Origin of the sequence: Amycolatopsis sp. NBC_00438 (genome assembly GCF_036026695.1) — a bacterium.
In the GTDB taxonomy this organism is placed as follows: Bacteria; Actinomycetota; Actinomycetes; order Mycobacteriales; family Pseudonocardiaceae; genus Amycolatopsis.
The window spans coordinates 3607455-3622056 of record NZ_CP107923.1; the positions used below are offsets into that span (position 1 = coordinate 3607455).

Below are 14602 nucleotides of genomic sequence, written 5' to 3' on the forward strand. Positions count from 1 at the left end.
CGAAGCGATCACGGATGATCACTAAATACGAAGGCTTCAGGCCGAACAAACGACTAATTCAGTCGAATTCTCGGCGTCTCACGTGCTGTTCCCTCCGTCGTACCTGACCCGGCCGGAGGGAACGGCGACGCCCCGCACCCAGCCTCGCCCGACCCGAGCAGGACCGTCACCCCCGCCGGACCCACGGTCGCGAACCGGCTCACTGACCGGCTGACGTTCATGCTGCAGGTGATCGTCATCCTCGTCGTGCCGCCGATCATCGCCATCGGCGTCGCGGACTACCTCGCCGCGGCCGTCGCCATCACCCGTCGGTAGCGGGCGCGATCGGGAGGCCGGCGGCGACCGTTCCCGGTCATCGAACTGGTCGCGATCTTCGTCGTATCACCGCCGGCCTTCACGCACACTTCACAGAGCCCCGCGTTCAACGGCGTCACGGGGTTGTCGGCAGGAGCAGGTCAGGCCTTCGGGCCGCCGCCGCGCAGGAAGCGCAGCCCGACGACGATCACGGCGAGCAGGCCGACGACGGCGACCACGATCCAGACCCAGCCGGGGAAGCTACCGGTGTCCACGCCGACGACGGAGGCCTGCGAGGTGGGCGCGGCTTCGGTGATCGCCGCGCGCGTCGGCGCCGCCTGGGAGGCCGCGGCGGTGAGGGTGAAGTGGACGGTGCCGGTCACGTTGTCGCCGTCCTTCGCGACGACCTTCCAGGTCAGCGTGTAGGCCTGGGCGGGCCCGGCGGGCGTCACCGGCGCGGTCACGACGTTCCCGGCCGCCACCGGGGTGCTGACCGGCCAGGCGGTGCCGTCGCGGCCGGTGATCTTCACGGCGTCCGGCGGCAGCGTGACCGGCTCCTCGAAAGTGAGCTGGACCTGCGTCGGCGCCTCGGCCAGTGACGCGCCTTCCGCGGGCGAGCTCGACGTCAGCTCGGTGTGGGCCGACGCCGGCGGCGTGCACAGCAGGAGTACGGCGGCGGAGGCGAACACTGCGGTCAGGGCGCGGCGGATCATTCGGACATCCTGCCCTATCCGGTTCGTGCACCGTTCGTGTCCACCTGTGCAGCGGTGGGGGTGTCGCTGGTCTCCGGGCGGCCCATTGGTCAAGATGGACGCCTGGGTGGCGTAGGGAAGGACCTCCATGGCGACAGTGCGCGACGAAGCCGACGCGCAGCGGCAGCTGCGCGCGTTGCACGAGCGGGAGAAGAACGAGCAGCACGGACCCCGGGAAAAGGCGTCGAGCGTCGCGAAGCCGCAGGGTGGCGGTTCGGCCGCGCTCGTCGCCGACGGCGGTGACGTGCTCGCGCTGGACTACGCCGAGATCGCCGCCGCGCAGAAGGCCCTCGACGAGCGGTACCAGGAGGTCGCCCGCTACCTCGGCAACGCGCAGGACCTGGGCACCCCGCTCGCCGACGGCAGGGGGCCGGTCTCGCACTGGATGCGCGCGTCGTTCGGGCTGCGCGGGGGCGCCGGGGCCGGCGGCGTGCAGACGGCGTTGCAGTCCTACCTGACCGAGCTGGCCTCGCTGCGGCAGGCGCTGGACACCGTCGCCGCGTCGCACCGCCGCAACGACGAAGAAGCCGCGGCCACGCTGGCGGCGAGCGCGGGAGCACAGGATGCCTGACTACCACTCCACGAACCACGAGCCGACGAAGCGCGAGAAGGCGAAGGCGCGGCGCGTCCGTCGCGAGAAGATCGCGAACCGGCAGGAGGACGCCTTCGGGCGGATCAACTGGGACAGCTACGACCACCGCGAGATGTGGGACATGGTCCAGTCGGCCGACCCGCCGAAGCTCGGTGAGCAGGCGCACCGATGGGCCGAGCTCGCCAAGGGCGTCGACACCGCCACCGGCGACGTCCACGCGACGGTGCAGAAGCTGCTGCTGTCGTGGCGGGGGCCGTCGGCCGTGCAGGCCGCGGACTCGATCCAGAAGCTGACCGGCTGGGCCACGACGGCGGGCGAGAACGCCCGGAGCATCGGCGACGGCCTCGACGCGTACACCTCGGCGATCGGCGAGGCCCGGCGGAAGATGCCGGAACCGGTGCACTACTGGGCCGAGCGGTGGTTCCAGGAGGGTTACGCGGTCAAGCGGCTCGACGGCCCCGAGGGCGCGTACATGCTGGACGACCTGCTCGACGACAAGCTCCCCACGAAAAAGCAGGCCGACGACGCGAAGGCCGAGGCCGTCCGCGTGATGGAGCAGTACGAAGGGGCGAGCCACGAGGTCCGGCACGGCCTGCCGCCCGCGTTCGACGCCGCGCCACAGGTGAGCGCGAACGGTGAGGACCCGGTGGTGCCGCACGTACCGCCGACGCTTCCGCCCCCTCCCACGCCGTCTCCTTCGCCTACGCCGTCTCCCTCGCCTTCGCCCGGTCCGGACGGCGGGTCCGGCGGCCTGCCGGACGACTCGACGACGACCGCGGGCGTGCTGCCCGGCACGCTCACCGGGTCCGTGCCCAGCGGGGTCGGCGGGCCGGCCGGCCTCGACGGCGTGATCGGCGCCGGCTCGGGTTCCGGATCGGCCCCCGGCTTCGCGGGCGTGCCGGGCCTGACGGGCAGCGGCGCCGGCGCGGCGGGGCTCGGCGAGGGCGGCCGCGCGGGCACGGGCCGGTTCGGCGCCGGGACGGCCGGCTTCGGCCCCGGCGCGACCGGCGGCCGCGGTTCGGCGGGCGGTTACGGCATGTACCCGCCCGGCCAGGGCGGCGCGCGGGGCGAGGAGGACTCGGAGCACCGCGACAAGTACGCCCACGGCTACGACCTGCTCGACGACCTGCCGCCGGCCTATCCCCCGGTGTTCGGCGAATGACCGGGTTCCACGCCGACCCGGCCGCCCTCGACGGCCTGGCCGTCCGGCTGGAGGACACGGCCGACGAGTTCGCGGCCGTTTCGGCCGACGTCGAGGCGACGACGGACGGCGACCTCGGCCCGCCGGCCATCGCGGCCGCGCTCACCGCGCTGACCGGCGAGTGGTCCGGAAGGATACGAGCCGTGCGGACGGACTACGCGGCAGCGGCGGACAGCGTCCGCGCGGCCGCGAAGGCGTTCCGCGGTGCGGACGCGAGCGCGCAAGAGGCCCTCGGCCGGATCACCGACCCTGCGGGCCGTGCCGATGGCTGAGTTCCGGGGTCTCGGCTTCGACCCCGTCCCGGGCAGCGCGGACGCCGTCGCCGAAGCCGCCCGCCGGTGTGTCGCGGCCGCGGCGAAGCTCGGCGAAGCGCCCGCACCCGGCGAGATCCCCGAGTGGGCCGGACGGTCCGCGCACGCCCTCGCCGACCGCGCCGGCCGCACCCGCACCGGCCTCGCCGCGCTACCCGCGGCTCTGCGTGCGGCCGCCGCCGTCCTCGACGACTGGGCCGGTGTTCTCCTGGCGCACCAACGCCAAGCCGAAGTTCTCGACCAACGGGCCGTCGCCGCCCGGCGCGCGGTCGTCGACGCCCAGGACGACGTCGAGCGCGCCGAGACGACCGTCCAGTTCTCCGCCGGTGCGGAAGGCGAACTGACCGCGGCTCGCTCTCGGCTCGCGACCGCGTACCGAGAGCTCGACCGCGTGCTGGAGCAGGCTCGGGACCTCGAACGCGGCCACCGCGCGGAAGCGGCCCGCGTCGCCGAGCGGCTGCGGTCCCTCGGCGACGGCGCCCCGCTGCCCGCCGCACCGGATTTCCGAAGCCTGGCCACCCACCTGGACTCGTTTTCCCAAGCCGGACGCGACCTGGGCGTCACCGTCGCGCGGACGCCCGTCGCGCCGGTCACCCCGCCTTCCGGCGCCGTCGGCGCGTTCACCGCGGCACTGGGTGGCCGGTGAAACTGCCCGCCGTGCCGGGGATCAGCCCGGTGAGCCTGGCCTCGGTCGAGCGCACGACCGCCGAGCTGCACGCGCTGATGGCGCGGCTGCGCGGTCCCGACGCCGCCCGCGACCTGGGCCTGGAGGCCGCGGCCGTGCAGTCCGCCGAGATCGCCCACGAGCAGCGGGCGGGCCTGCTGGCGCTGGTCGAGCACCGCGACGCCGACCCCGCGTTGCTCATCGCCGGTGTCGTCGCGGTCGACGGTCCGCTCGACGAGACCGCCGCCGCGGACCTCGGCCACTTCGTCGCCGACAAGACGCCGGGCATCCGCGAGGTCAGCAGCGCCCGCACCGGGCGCGGCTACCCGGTGGTGATCGTCGAGCGGATCGGCCTGTCGGGTGCGCAGCTGCAGGCCGTCGTGCTCGACCCGGACCGCCCGCGCGCGGCCGTGTTCACCCTGCACTCCCCCGGCGGCCGCGGCTGGCTGGAGGTCGCGGGCCTGGCCGGGACGCTCGTCGCGGGCGTGGACCTGACACCGGCCGAACCCCGCGCGGCGGCGAGGCGCTGATGCCTCAGCCCCGCATGCCTCAGCCCCGCAGTGCCTGCTCCCGGAACTCGCGCGGTGTCCGCCCGGTCGCCCGGCGGAACGTCCGCGAGAAGTGCGGGGCGCTGATGAACCCGCAGTCGCGCGCGACCTCCGCGATCCCGCGGCCCGCCTTCGCCGGGTCCGCCAGCAGCACCTTGGCCCGCTCGATCCGCAGGCCCTTCAGGCGTTCCGAGACACCTTGGCCGTCGTCGAACAGCTGGTACAGCCGCCGTCGCGAGATGTACAGCGCTTCGGCGATCTTGTCCGCGCTCAGCGACTGTTCGCCCAGGTGCGCGCGCATGTACTCCAACGCTTCGCGCCTTCGCGCCGCGAGGGCGTCGACGCGGTCCAGCTCGACGCGAAGCGCGCTTCGCAGGACCAGTTCGGCGAGGCCGAGCAGGTGGTGGGCCAGACCGTGCGGATCCAGCCGCGGACCCGCCGCGAGGACGTGCGCGACGGCGCCGGCGAACAGCGACCGCAGTGGCGCGGCGACCTCGACCGGCCGGAACATCAGCGGCCGCAGCTCGGCGAACGAGATGGACAGCTTCGCCGCCGCGACGGTCAGCATCACGACGCCGGACGGCTGCAGGTGCAGCGTCGCGTCGGCGAACGTCAGCTTCGCGCCGGACTCGGCGACGGCGCGCGGGACCGGACAGCGCAACAGCAGCTGGACGCTTTCGGGCGCGGCCGAGCCACCTAGGATGGCCGCCTTGGCGGCCGCCGCGCCGGAAGCGCGGACGACGAGGTACCCGGTCGCGGGTACGTCGACTGAGTGCGGCTCGGCCATCGGCACCATCGTGCCCGACGGCGGCCGCATCCCACGGGAAGGGGGACCATGGCGCGGCGCACCGCGACGGCGGCGGGAGTGATCCTGTCGCATCTGGAATTCGATCTCCTCTGGGAGGACCTGGGCCCGGGCGGGCCGCCGCCGTACCCGTTCGACGTGCCGGCGCACGGCGCCACCCACGCCGAGCGCGACGACCTGGGCGTGCGCGTCTTCGCCGGGCTCACCGAGGCCGGTCTCACCGACGGCGACGACGTCGACCCGGGGCTGGCGGACCTGTTCGTGCTGCTCGGGGCGCCCGCGCTGAGCGTGGACGCGCTGGTGCTCGGGGAGGCGCCGTGGCGGCTGCTGGCCGCCGTGCAGGGCCGGGCCGGGGTGCTGGCCGTGCTGGACGAGCGGGACCTGGTGCTGGAGCCGCTGCGCGCCGCCGACCTGGTGCCCGCGGTGACCCGCATGCTCGGTTCGCAACCCGCGGGCCCGGGTGACCAGCTCCGGCTCCCGCGCGCGGCGTACGCGGCGGCGATGGACGCGTACGCGCGGTCCGGGTACGACGCGTTCGAGCGGGCCCTGGGCGCGGCCGGGATCACCGGCCGGCCGGTCCGTCCACTCGCGACGCTGGTGACGGCCGAGCGGTACGCCGCCGGTCAGCTGGCCGCGACCGGGCCGGCCGGCCGCACCCCGGTGCTGGCCTGGTTCGACACGGCGGCGGGCCGCTACGCCGTGACCCCGGAGGACGTCGGCGGCGAGCCGTGGGTGATGGTGACCCCCGCCGACGACGCCTGGATCGCCGACCGCGTCACCCGCCTCACCGACGACGCCCGCTAGCGTCCTGCCGCGGCTCGTCGTGAGTGTTCAGGGCGGTTCTAACCGCCCTGAACACTCACGACGGTCAGGTGGCCCAGGTCGCCGGGATGAAGGAGTCGTCCTCCCGGTCCAGCCGCGCCATCCGGACGGGACGCGTTTCCGGCCCCCACACGCGATCGGCGGGCTCGTCCTCGGGCAGCAGCTCCCCGAGCACCTCGCGTCCCTGCCGCAGCGCGTCGGCCGCGGCGTCGGCCGCCAGCCGCTTCACCATTCCCGCCAGCTCCCCCGGCGAGCGGTTCAGCTCCCACCGGTCGAACCGCAGGTCCACCAGGCAGCCGTGCAGATCCGCCATCACCGAGACGCCGTCGGCGGCCGCCGTGGCGCGGATCAACGCCAGCCGGGCCCCGTAGCCCGGGTCGGGAGCCGCGAAGGCGTCGTCGGCCAGTTCCACGGCCGTACGCTCGGCGCTCACTGGGCCCGCCAGCTTTCCGGCGTCGTGTCTTCCGCCGTCTCCCCGGGCGCGCTCAGCCCGAGCGCGTCCAGGTCACCCTCGGGAAAGGTGTGCAGGAGTGACGCCGTGGCGCGGGCCGACGCGGCCGCGGTGAGCAGCAGGATCCGGCGGGCCAGCTCGTCCGGCTCGAGCCGGAGCGCCGACGCCTCCAGCGTCAGCTCCTGCAGCGCGCCGCCGGGCGCGACCTCCACGGCGACCGTCCGGTCGGCGGCTTTTCCGGTGATCACGGGTGGACCCCTCCGTAGAACGTCGACGACGAGAGTGTGTGCGTGTTGCGGCGGACGGCGTCGCCGGAGTTGCCCTCGATCATCGTGACCTTGTCGCCGTCGACCTTCTCGACGATGCCGATGTGCGTGCTCGTCGACGTGTTCTGCGGGCCGGTGCCGAAGATCAGGACATCACCCGGGCGAGCTTCGTGCAGCGAATTCTTGCCGTACGCGTGCCCGTTTTCCTGGCCCCAGTGGTAGACGTCGCCGCTGAAGGGCAGGACCGGGATCTTCACCCCGGCCTTGCGCCACATCGCCGTCGCGAACGACGAGCACCACGCGGCGGTCGGCCCGTACGGGTTCTTGTTGCTGCCCGGCGGGTTCTCGCGGACGCCGAGCTGCATGCGTGCCGCGTGGACGACGTCCTTGCCCTTCGCGGACGCCTTGCTCGTGCCGCCACCGTGGGGCTTTGTGTGCGTGGCCTCGGTCTTCGCCACGGCTTTGTCCATGACGCCGTCGTGCGTCAGGTCCTTCCGCAACGCCTGCAGTTTCTTCGCCGCCGCCTTGAGTTCGGCGTCCACGTGCCGCAGCGTCGACGCCGACTGCCGCGTGTAGTGCGGCGCGAGGTCGGCGGCGTGCCCGACGGCCCGCATCAACGCGGCCGACGTCCCGGCGGCGGTGCCGGCGTCGAGGAGCTGCTTCGCCTTGGTGGTGTACTCGTCGACCAGCCGCTGCACGGCCGTGTGCCCGCTGTCCACTGTGGACGCCACGTGCGCGACGATCTTCTCGGCCGCCGCCCCCGCGGCGCCGGTCACCTTCAGCTCCTTCGTCAGCTTCGCGCTGTTGTGCTTGAAGCCGTCGGAACCGTGGCCGTCCCACTGCCCCAGGACGGTGGTGCTTTCCTTGTGGTAGGCGGTGTGCTGGTCGTCCAGTGACGACGTCACCCGGTTGAGCGCGTACTCCGCGCGGACGGCGTCCTCCGCCTTCCCCGCGAGCTTGTTGCGGTGCGCGATGAGGTCCTTCGCGAACGAATGCGCGAGCGCGGTCGTGTCCATGTCAGCTCCGTCGGGCGTGCTCGTCGAGGGCGGCGGCGGTGGCCGTCTCGTGGTCGCGGTAGGTCCTGGCGGCCTTCTGCGCGGCAGTGGCCAGCCCCGTGGCGTGCGCGCCGACGCCCTTGACCTGCTTCTGCAGCGCCAGCCCGAAGCCGGCGAGCGCGTCGGCGAACCCGGACTCCTTGCCGATCTTGCCGAAGCTGTCCCCGGCGATGTCCCGGACGTCGCCCAGGTGCCCGGCCGCCCCGCCGAGGGCGTCGGAGACGCCGTGGGTGCGCTTGGCGTAGGCGTGCAGCACCGCGTCGTCGACCCGGAGCGCGCCGCTCGGCGTGCCCCCGGACTGCGCGTGGGACGGCTTGCCGTGGTGCTTCGTGACGTCCTGGGCGGCCTTGCGCGCCGCGGTCAGGTGGTCCTTGTAGGCGCCGTTCGTGTACGTCGACCAGGGCGTGAAGTCCTTGCCGTCGCTGGAGATGTCCTTCGCCACCCGGGCATTGGTGTCCGGGTCGAACAGCGCGTCGTTCGACTTCAGGTGGTACTGGTGGCGCCGGTCAGGGCCGAGCGCGCCCAGCATGTTGATCTGCCACAGGCCGTAGGAGTTGTCCGGCGGGGTCGCGTTGTGCGCGGTGGTGCGCCCGCCGGACTCGGCCAGCGCGACGGCGACCGCGGTGGTCAGGCCCTGGCCGCGGAACCCGGCGTCGTAGGCGTGCCGGGCGATCTGCTCGGCGCTCAGCTTCGTCATGGTTCGACCTTGACCGCCCGGGTACCCGCCGCGGTAGCCGCGCTGCACGCAGGGACACGCCCGTTGCACGCCCGGCTCAACCTTCCGGGCCGCTCAGCCGTACTGGACTGCGGACGCACGAACGAGGAGACGACGGATGCGCAGCACGCGGGCGGTGGCCCTGCTGGGGTTCCTGCTGGTCACGGCGGCCTGTGCCGCGCCGAGGGAGACGACCCCCAGCCTGATCGCGGAGCCTTCGACGCTCCCGCCGACCACCTCGGCGACCCCCACCCCGGCCAGCACCACACCGCCGCCCGCGCCGCCGTGCGACGTCACGACCGGCGCGTGTGTGAGCCTGTCGCAGCACCTGGCGTGGCTGCTGCGTGACGGCCGGGTGGTGCGCGGCCCGGTCCCGGCCGGGTTCGGCCCGCCGGACCAGGCGACGCCGGCCGGGTCCTTCCACGTCGTCTGGAAGGACCGGGACCACCACAGCAGCGTCTACGGCACGAACATGCCCAACTCGGTGTTCTTCGCCGCCGGCGGCATCGCGTTCCACGCCGGGCCGCTCGACGCGCCGTCGCACGGCTGCGTGCACCTGTCCGACGCCGATTCGGCGGCGTTCTTCGACGGCCTCGGCGTCGGCGACGCGGTGCAGGTCCAGGCCTGATCGCCGGGTACGGTGATCCGTGCCCGACACCTCCCACGCCTCCCACGCCGCCGTCGTCTCGAAGCTGCGTGCCGCCGGCTGCGTGTTCGCCGAGGACGAGGCGGACCTGCTGCTCGCCGCCGCGACGACGGCCGCCGAGCTCGAGTCGCTGGTCCAGCGCCGGGTCGCCGGCCTCCCGCTGGAGCACCTGCTCGGCTGGGCCGGGTTCCACGGCCTGCGGATCACCGTGGCGCCCGGGGTGTTCGTGCCGCGCCACCGCACCGAGTTCCTGGTCGACGTCGCCGTCTCGCTGTCCCCGCCGTCCCCGGTCGTGCTCGACCTGTGCTGCGGGTCCGGCGCGCTCGGGACCGCGTTCGCCTCCCTGGTCTCCCCCGGTGAGCTGCACGCGGCCGACGTCGAACCGGCGGCCGTCGCGTGCGCTCGCGTCAACGTGCCCGGCGAGGTGCACCTGGGCGACCTCTACGACGCCTTGCCGGACTCCCTGCGGGGCCGCGTCGACGTGCTCCTGGCGAACGTGCCGTACGTGCCTTCGGACGCCGTCTCGACCATGCCGCCGGAGGCTCGGCTGCACGAGCCGCTGACCGCGCTCGACGGCGGCGCGGACGGTCTCGACCTCGCCCGCCGCGTCGCCGCGGGCGCTCCGGACTGGCTCGCCCCGGGTGGCGTCCTGCTGATCGAATCGAGTGAGCGGCAGGCTCCGGTCCTCACGGAAGTCTTCGCCGGGGCGGGTTTGCGGGCGCGGGTGCACCGTTCCGAGGACCTCGGGGCCACGGTCGTGACCGGTTACTCGATCGCGTGACAGACTCGGATCTCACGTTTCGGCGTGGGATGCGTCTACAGGGTGTGATCGTGAAACCGTTCGAGCAAGTCGTCGCCGAGCACGGGCCGATGGTCCTCCGGGTCTGCCGGGCCGTGCTCGGACCGGCGGACGCCGAAGACGCCTGGTCGGAAACCTTCCTCTCGGCGCTGAAGGCGTATCCCGACCTGCCTCCGGACGCGAACGTGCAAGCGTGGCTCGTCACGATCGCGCACCGCAAGGCCGTCGACGTCACCCGCGCCCAAGCCCGCAGTCCCGTGCCGGTCGGCGAGGTGCCGGACCGGCCCGGCCGCGCCGCGGAATGGGACGGCGACCTGTGGGACGCGCTCGCGCGGCTGCCGGACAAGCAGCGAGCCGCCGTCGCCTACCACTACCTGGCCGGGCTGCCCTACCGCGAAATCGCGGAGATCACCGGCGGCACCACGGACGCCGCCCGCCGGGCGGCCGCCGACGGCGTCAAGGCCCTGCGGGCGACCTATCCCGCGAGCTTGGAAGGAGCGCACTCATGATCGACATCTTCATGGCACCTCCCGGCGCCTACGAGGTCGTGCCGCACCGCATGCACGAGCGGCTGACCGCCGCCGCCGAGCGCGAGGGCCTGCTGGACCTCGCCTACCGCACCCTCGACTCCCCGGTCGGCCCGCTGCTGCTGGCCGCGACCGAACAGGGTCTGGTCAAGGTGGCCTTCGATCGCCAGGGCCACGACGCCGTGCTGGCCGAGCTGGCCGAACTGGTGAGCCCGCGCATCCTGCGCGCCCCCGCCCGCCTCGAGGCCGCCACCCGCCAGCTCGACGAGTACTTCACCGGCGGCCGGCGGCAGTTCGACGTCGCGCTGGACTTCCGGCTGGCCCGCGGGTTCCGGCTCTCGGTGCTGGAACACCTGCCCGAGATCGGCTACGGCCACACCGAGAGCTACGCCCAGGTCGCGACGGCCGCGGGCAGCCCGAAGGCGGTCCGCGCGGTGGGCACGGCGTGCGCGAAGAATCCGCTGCCGCTGGTGGTCCCCTGCCACCGGGTCGTCCGCTCCGACGGCTCGTACGGCCAGTACGCCGGCGGCGAGGAGGCCAAACGGATCCTGCTCACGATGGAAGCGGCTTGAGCAAGGCGGCGCCGTGCGGTCGTAGAGCTTGGAGAGCGGGGCGGACACCACGGCGAGCGCCCGGCAGGTGCACCTGCCGGGCCAGGACGCTCGCGAACACCAGGCCGGTGGTGAGGATGCCGGGCAGGGCGTCCCGGCGGACGACCCGCCACACCCGGCCGTCGAAACCCGGGCGGCGCACCAGGACCAGCGCCGTGGCCAGCACGATCAGGTTGCTCTCGACGGTAGTTGGCGTCGGCGCCACCGGCGAACAGCATCGCGGGCTGGATCACGAGGGACGCCACGATCACGGCGGCGATGAGGCCGTACCACTACCGCGAAACGGTCGTCGCCGAGCTTGCCGACACGGCCGACGTCCGACCCGGAAGCCCTCCGGCCGCGAAGATCACCCGATCTCACGTTTCGCCCGGCCCACGCGTCTACCGGGTATGAGCACTTTCGAGAAGCGCGTCGCCTCGGCCGATTGGGCCGCGGTGGCCACCGAGGTCGACGACTACGGCTGCGCGTTGCTGCCGCGGCTGCTCACCCCCGCGGACTGCGCGAAGCTCGTCGCGCTCTGGGACGAGCCGGAGCACTTCCGGGCGACGGTCAACCTGCGGCGCCACCGGTTCGGGGACCACGGCGACTACCACTACTTCGCCGCACCGTTCCCGGAACCGGTGCACGCGTTGCGTGAGGCGCTGTACCCGCGGCTCCTGCCGATCGCCCGGGACTGGGCCGCCCGGCTCGGCCGGGACGCCGAGTGGCCGGACACGCTCGAAGAGTGGCTGGCGATCTGTCATGACGCGGGTCAGGCCCGGCCGACGCCGATCCTGCTGCGCTACCAGGAGGGCGGCTGGAACGCGCTGCACCGGGATCTGTACGGGGACAAGGTGTTCCCGCTGCAGGTCGTGATCAACCTGAACGACCCGGCCACCGACCACACCGGCGGTGAGTTCCTGCTGGTCGAGCAGCGGCCGCGAGCGCAGTCGCGCGGCACGGCGACGCTCATCCCGCAGGGCCACGGCCTGGTGTTCACCACCCGCGACCGTCCGGTCCGCTCGGCGCGCGGCTGGTCGGCGGCACCGGTGCGGCACGGCGTTTCGGCGGTCCGCTCCGGGCAGCGGCACACGCTCGGGCTCGTGTTCCACGACGCGGCATGACCGACGCGGAACTCGAAGCGATGGTGCGCTTGGTGGGCCGGGCCCGGCACATCGTGCTCGGCACCGCGGCCGACGCGGGGTCCAGGGCCGACGGAGCACGGATCGCCGCGGCGTGGGGCGGGCTGGTCCTGGCGACGGTGGTGTGGCCGGAAACAGCGGCGTCGTGGCTGCGCCAGGCCCGGCGGTTCGCGGCACCCGAGCCGGACGTCTGGGTCGTCAGCGCGACCCCGGCCGGCTGGGCCGGAATGGCCCGGCGGCTGGCGGCGTCGACGTCGTGGAGTCCACATCGGACGGTTGGCACGGCGGCCCTCGAAGAGTGCCCGCCGCCCGGCCTGCGTGGCGCGCGGGCGGACGGCAGCAGGTGGGAGAACTGATGAAACACGCGATCATCGACTCGCCGATCGGCGAGCTGACCCTGGTCGGCGACGACGACGGCAGCGTCGTCACCGGCCTGTACTTCCCGCACCACTGGACCCACCCGGACCGCACGACGTTCGGCGAGCGCGACGACACGGCGTTCCCGGACGCCGTCCGGCAGCTGAAGGAGTACTTCGCCGGGCAGCGCACGGAGTTCGACGTCCCGGCCCGCGCCGAGGGCGACGAGTTCCAACACGAAGTCTGGGCTGCGCTCGACCGGATCCCGTACGGCGAGACGGCCACGTACGGCGATCTGGCGAAGGCCGTCGGCGGCCTGCCGCACGAAGTCGGCGCGGCGGTCGGGCGCAACCCGCTGAGCATCCTGGTGGCGTGCCACCGCGTCGTCGGCAAGAACGGCAAGCTCACCGGCTACGCGGGCGGCCTGAAGCGCAAGCAGTTCCTGCTGGAGCTGGAGCGCCCGCCGGCCGAAGACCGCGGCCAACTGTGGTGATCGGGTGATCAGATGCGGCTGAGCACCATCGACACGCCGAGGCCGGTCATCGTCACCGCGATGAGGACGTCCAGCACCCGCCACGCCGCCGGCCGGGCGAACACCCCGGCCAGGCGGCGGGCGCCGAACCCCAGGGCGCTGAACCACACCGCGCTCGCGACGCAGGCGCCGAGGCCGAAGAGCCAGCGGCCGTCGCCGTGGGCGACCGCGATCGAGCCGAGCAGCAGCACCGTGTCGAGGTACACGTGCGGGTTGAGCCAGGTGAAGCCGAGGCAGGCGAGGACAGCTTTGCGCAGCGGGGTGCGTTCGTCGCCGACATTCAGGACCGCCGGCCGGAACGCGCGCCGCGCGGCGATGGCGCCGTAGCCGAGCAGGAACAGGCCGCCGCCGACGGCGATCACGCCGATAGCGGTCGGCCACCGGCCGAGGACGGCGCCGATCCCGCTGACCCCGAGCCCGATCAGCGCCAGGTCGGACACCGCGCAGATGACGACCAGCGGCGCGACAACGCCCCCGCGCAGGCCCTGCTGCAGCAGGAAGGCGTTCTGGGAGCCGATCGCGACGATGAGGGACAGGCCGGTACTGAACCCGGCCAGGAGGAGAGCGAGCACGTCACCGACGTTAAGCGCCGACGGCCGCATTACTCCAGCTAAAGATTCTTACGTAACATTAGCGATCGTGATGTCGGATCTACCGCTGGACCAGGTCAGGACGCTGCTCGCCGTCGTCGACGAGCAGAGTTTCGACGCCGCCGCGGCGGTGCTGCACGTGACGCCGTCCGCGGTGAGCCAGCGGGTGAAGGCCCTGGAGCAGCGCACCGGCCGCGTCCTGCTGCTGCGCACGAAACCGGTGCGGCTCACCGAGTCGGGCCAGGTCGTGGTCCGGTTCGCGCGGTCGCTGGCCCAGCTGGAACAGGACGCGCTCGGCGAACTGGGTCTCGGCGAGGACGGCACGCGGACATTGACGATCGCGGTGAACGCCGACTCCCTGGCGACGTGGTTCCTGCCCGCCCTCGCCGACGTGCCCGAACACCTCGGTATCTGCTTCGACGTCCAACGTGAGGACCAGGACCACACGGCGGCGCTGCTGCGCGAAGGCCTGGTGATGGCCGCGGTCACGGCGGCGCCGCAGCCGGTGCAGGGCTGCACGTCCCGCCGGCTGGGCCGGATGCGTTACCGCGCGATGGCGTCGCCCGAGTTCATCGAGCGGCGCCTGACCGGCGGCCCGCTCCCCCACCTCCTGCCGACGGCGCCGGTGATCATGTTCGACCGCAAGGACGACCTCCAAGACCGGTTCCTCCGGGGGCTGACCCGCCGCCGGAACTTCACGCTGGTGCGCCACCACATCCCGGCGTCACAGTCCTTTGTGGACGCGGTGGCGGCCGGCCTCGGCTGGGGCATGGTCCCGGAGATCCAGGCGGCCCCACGCGGCGACGCGCTGGTGGACCTGGTCCCGGACCGCCCGCTCGACGTCCCGCTGCACTGGCAGCAGTGGAAGCTCGACTCCCCCGCGCTGGCCGCCGTGGCGGACGCCGTCGCGAAGGGCGCGAAGGGCGCGTTGCGCTGAATTCCG

The 14602-nt window shown here is 73.5% G+C and carries 22 protein-coding genes; 14 read left to right on the top strand and 8 right to left on the bottom strand.

Annotated features, from left to right (window positions below; all coding sequences use genetic code 11):
- Positions 1–455: 455 nt before the first annotated feature.
- Positions 456–1007 carry a copper resistance CopC family protein gene (locus OG494_RS15805; protein ID WP_328456352.1) on the bottom strand — a complete coding sequence of 184 codons (552 nt, stop codon included), beginning with the start codon at positions 1005–1007 and terminating at the stop codon, positions 456–458.
- A gap of 127 nt (positions 1008–1134) precedes the next feature.
- Here OG494_RS15805 and OG494_RS15810 point away from each other — a divergent pair, with 127 nt between their 5' ends.
- The 5 genes from OG494_RS15810 to OG494_RS15830 are packed head-to-tail and all read left to right on the top strand — an operon-like array spanning position 1135 to position 4344.
- Complete coding sequence (locus tag OG494_RS15810) at positions 1135–1617, top strand: hypothetical protein (RefSeq protein ID WP_328456353.1); 483 nt, start codon at positions 1135–1137, stop codon at positions 1615–1617.
- The gene (locus OG494_RS15815; protein ID WP_328456354.1) at positions 1610–2800 is read left to right on the top strand and encodes a WXG100 family type VII secretion target; all 1191 of its coding nucleotides are present in this window, start codon (positions 1610–1612) and stop codon (positions 2798–2800) included. Before OG494_RS15810 ends, OG494_RS15815 begins: the two co-directional genes overlap by 8 nt.
- Positions 2797–3111: a hypothetical protein gene (locus OG494_RS15820; protein WP_328456356.1), complete on the top strand. Its 315-nt coding sequence runs from the start codon at positions 2797–2799 to the stop codon at positions 3109–3111. Before OG494_RS15815 ends, OG494_RS15820 begins: the two co-directional genes overlap by 4 nt.
- Positions 3104–3796, top strand: a complete 693-nt coding sequence (locus OG494_RS15825; protein WP_328456358.1) for a hypothetical protein — start codon at positions 3104–3106, stop codon at positions 3794–3796. The genes OG494_RS15820 and OG494_RS15825 overlap by 8 nt, the downstream gene beginning before the upstream one ends.
- Positions 3793–4344, top strand: a complete 552-nt coding sequence (locus OG494_RS15830; RefSeq protein WP_328456360.1) for a hypothetical protein — start codon at positions 3793–3795, stop codon at positions 4342–4344. The genes OG494_RS15825 and OG494_RS15830 overlap by 4 nt, the downstream gene beginning before the upstream one ends.
- Before the next feature lie 19 nt (positions 4345–4363).
- Here OG494_RS15830 and OG494_RS15835 read toward each other — a convergent pair whose 3' ends face one another.
- The gene (locus OG494_RS15835) at positions 4364–5149 is read right to left on the bottom strand and encodes a helix-turn-helix transcriptional regulator (protein WP_328456362.1); all 786 of its coding nucleotides are present in this window, start codon (positions 5147–5149) and stop codon (positions 4364–4366) included.
- Between the two features lie 48 nt (positions 5150–5197).
- Between OG494_RS15835 and OG494_RS15840 the strand changes: the two genes are divergently transcribed.
- A complete protein-coding gene (locus OG494_RS15840; RefSeq protein WP_328456364.1) occupies positions 5198–5971 on the top strand; it encodes an ESX secretion-associated protein EspG in 774 nt (257 codons plus the stop codon).
- Between the two features lie 64 nt (positions 5972–6035).
- On the opposite strand, the gene OG494_RS15845 is transcribed toward OG494_RS15840, so the two are convergent.
- The 4 genes from OG494_RS15845 to OG494_RS15860 are packed head-to-tail and all read right to left on the bottom strand — an operon-like array spanning position 6036 to position 8458.
- Positions 6036–6422 carry a hypothetical protein gene (locus tag OG494_RS15845; RefSeq protein ID WP_328456366.1) on the bottom strand — a complete coding sequence of 129 codons (387 nt, stop codon included), beginning with the start codon at positions 6420–6422 and terminating at the stop codon, positions 6036–6038.
- Positions 6419–6688, bottom strand: a complete 270-nt coding sequence (locus tag OG494_RS15850) for a YbaB/EbfC family DNA-binding protein (protein WP_328456368.1) — start codon at positions 6686–6688, stop codon at positions 6419–6421. Before OG494_RS15850 ends, OG494_RS15845 begins: the two co-directional genes overlap by 4 nt.
- Entirely contained in the window at positions 6685–7722 is a 1038-nt protein-coding gene (locus OG494_RS15855; RefSeq protein WP_328456370.1) for a CHAP domain-containing protein, read from the bottom strand. Before OG494_RS15855 ends, OG494_RS15850 begins: the two co-directional genes overlap by 4 nt.
- Position 7723: 1 nt before the next feature.
- Positions 7724–8458, bottom strand: coding sequence for a transglycosylase SLT domain-containing protein (locus OG494_RS15860; protein WP_328456372.1), 735 nt, complete (start codon positions 8456–8458; stop codon positions 7724–7726).
- Between the two features lie 136 nt (positions 8459–8594).
- Here OG494_RS15860 and OG494_RS15865 point away from each other — a divergent pair, with 136 nt between their 5' ends.
- The 4 genes from OG494_RS15865 to OG494_RS15880 are packed head-to-tail and all read left to right on the top strand — an operon-like array spanning position 8595 to position 11020.
- Complete coding sequence (locus tag OG494_RS15865) at positions 8595–9104, top strand: L,D-transpeptidase (RefSeq protein ID WP_328456374.1); 510 nt, start codon at positions 8595–8597, stop codon at positions 9102–9104.
- Positions 9105–9123: 19 nt separating this feature from the next.
- Positions 9124–9903: a putative protein N(5)-glutamine methyltransferase gene (locus tag OG494_RS15870; protein ID WP_328456376.1), complete on the top strand. Its 780-nt coding sequence runs from the start codon at positions 9124–9126 to the stop codon at positions 9901–9903.
- A 44-nt stretch (positions 9904–9947) separates the two neighbouring features.
- A complete protein-coding gene (locus tag OG494_RS15875) occupies positions 9948–10430 on the top strand; it encodes an RNA polymerase sigma factor (protein ID WP_328456377.1) in 483 nt (160 codons plus the stop codon).
- On the top strand, positions 10427–11020 hold the full coding sequence (locus OG494_RS15880; protein ID WP_328456379.1) for a methylated-DNA--[protein]-cysteine S-methyltransferase: 594 nt from the start codon (positions 10427–10429) through the stop codon (positions 11018–11020). The genes OG494_RS15875 and OG494_RS15880 overlap by 4 nt, the downstream gene beginning before the upstream one ends.
- Here the strand turns inward: OG494_RS15880 and OG494_RS15885 are convergent.
- Positions 11001–11264 (bottom strand): hypothetical protein, encoded by a 264-nt coding sequence (locus OG494_RS15885; protein WP_328456381.1) that lies wholly within the window; start codon positions 11262–11264, stop codon positions 11001–11003. The two genes, OG494_RS15880 and OG494_RS15885, sit on opposite strands and share 20 nt — an antisense overlap.
- A gap of 184 nt (positions 11265–11448) precedes the next feature.
- Here OG494_RS15885 and OG494_RS15890 point away from each other — a divergent pair, with 184 nt between their 5' ends.
- Genes OG494_RS15890 through OG494_RS15900 form a run of 3 tightly spaced genes read left to right on the top strand, consistent with a single transcriptional unit; the run spans position 11449 to position 13030 of the window.
- On the top strand, positions 11449–12162 hold the full coding sequence (locus OG494_RS15890; protein ID WP_328456383.1) for a 2OG-Fe(II) oxygenase: 714 nt from the start codon (positions 11449–11451) through the stop codon (positions 12160–12162).
- Positions 12159–12536 (top strand): hypothetical protein, encoded by a 378-nt coding sequence (locus tag OG494_RS15895; RefSeq protein ID WP_328456385.1) that lies wholly within the window; start codon positions 12159–12161, stop codon positions 12534–12536. Before OG494_RS15890 ends, OG494_RS15895 begins: the two co-directional genes overlap by 4 nt.
- Positions 12536–13030 (top strand): methylated-DNA--[protein]-cysteine S-methyltransferase, encoded by a 495-nt coding sequence (locus OG494_RS15900; RefSeq protein ID WP_328456387.1) that lies wholly within the window; start codon positions 12536–12538, stop codon positions 13028–13030. Before OG494_RS15895 ends, OG494_RS15900 begins: the two co-directional genes overlap by 1 nt.
- Before the next feature lie 8 nt (positions 13031–13038).
- Here OG494_RS15900 and OG494_RS15905 read toward each other — a convergent pair whose 3' ends face one another.
- Positions 13039–13641 (bottom strand): LysE/ArgO family amino acid transporter, encoded by a 603-nt coding sequence (locus tag OG494_RS15905; RefSeq protein WP_328456389.1) that lies wholly within the window; start codon positions 13639–13641, stop codon positions 13039–13041.
- Between the two features lie 70 nt (positions 13642–13711).
- Here OG494_RS15905 and OG494_RS15910 point away from each other — a divergent pair, with 70 nt between their 5' ends.
- Positions 13712–14596: a LysR family transcriptional regulator ArgP gene (locus OG494_RS15910; RefSeq protein WP_442874482.1), complete on the top strand. Its 885-nt coding sequence runs from the start codon at positions 13712–13714 to the stop codon at positions 14594–14596.
- Positions 14597–14602: the final 6 nt, after the last annotated feature.

Coding starts and splice junctions, on each gene's coding strand:
- OG494_RS15900 (WP_328456387.1), top strand. CDS start 12,536: ATGAAACACGCGATCATCGACTCGCCGATCGGCGAGCTGACCCTGGTC.
- OG494_RS15890 (WP_328456383.1), top strand. CDS start 11,449: ATGAGCACTTTCGAGAAGCGCGTCGCCTCGGCCGATTGGGCCGCGGTG.
- OG494_RS15895 (WP_328456385.1), top strand. CDS start 12,159: ATGACCGACGCGGAACTCGAAGCGATGGTGCGCTTGGTGGGCCGGGCC.
- OG494_RS15805 (WP_328456352.1), bottom strand. CDS start 1,007: ATGATCCGCCGCGCCCTGACCGCAGTGTTCGCCTCCGCCGCCGTACTC.
- OG494_RS15880 (WP_328456379.1), top strand. CDS start 10,427: ATGATCGACATCTTCATGGCACCTCCCGGCGCCTACGAGGTCGTGCCG.
- OG494_RS15865 (WP_328456374.1), top strand. CDS start 8,595: ATGCGCAGCACGCGGGCGGTGGCCCTGCTGGGGTTCCTGCTGGTCACG.
- OG494_RS15910 (WP_442874482.1), top strand. CDS start 13,712: ATGTCGGATCTACCGCTGGACCAGGTCAGGACGCTGCTCGCCGTCGTC.
- OG494_RS15860 (WP_328456372.1), bottom strand. CDS start 8,458: ATGACGAAGCTGAGCGCCGAGCAGATCGCCCGGCACGCCTACGACGCC.
- OG494_RS15840 (WP_328456364.1), top strand. CDS start 5,198: ATGGCGCGGCGCACCGCGACGGCGGCGGGAGTGATCCTGTCGCATCTG.
- OG494_RS15855 (WP_328456370.1), bottom strand. CDS start 7,722: ATGGACACGACCGCGCTCGCGCATTCGTTCGCGAAGGACCTCATCGCG.
- OG494_RS15810 (WP_328456353.1), top strand. CDS start 1,135: ATGGCGACAGTGCGCGACGAAGCCGACGCGCAGCGGCAGCTGCGCGCG.
- OG494_RS15825 (WP_328456358.1), top strand. CDS start 3,104: ATGGCTGAGTTCCGGGGTCTCGGCTTCGACCCCGTCCCGGGCAGCGCG.
- OG494_RS15820 (WP_328456356.1), top strand. CDS start 2,797: ATGACCGGGTTCCACGCCGACCCGGCCGCCCTCGACGGCCTGGCCGTC.
- OG494_RS15815 (WP_328456354.1), top strand. CDS start 1,610: ATGCCTGACTACCACTCCACGAACCACGAGCCGACGAAGCGCGAGAAG.
- OG494_RS15835 (WP_328456362.1), bottom strand. CDS start 5,149: ATGGCCGAGCCGCACTCAGTCGACGTACCCGCGACCGGGTACCTCGTC.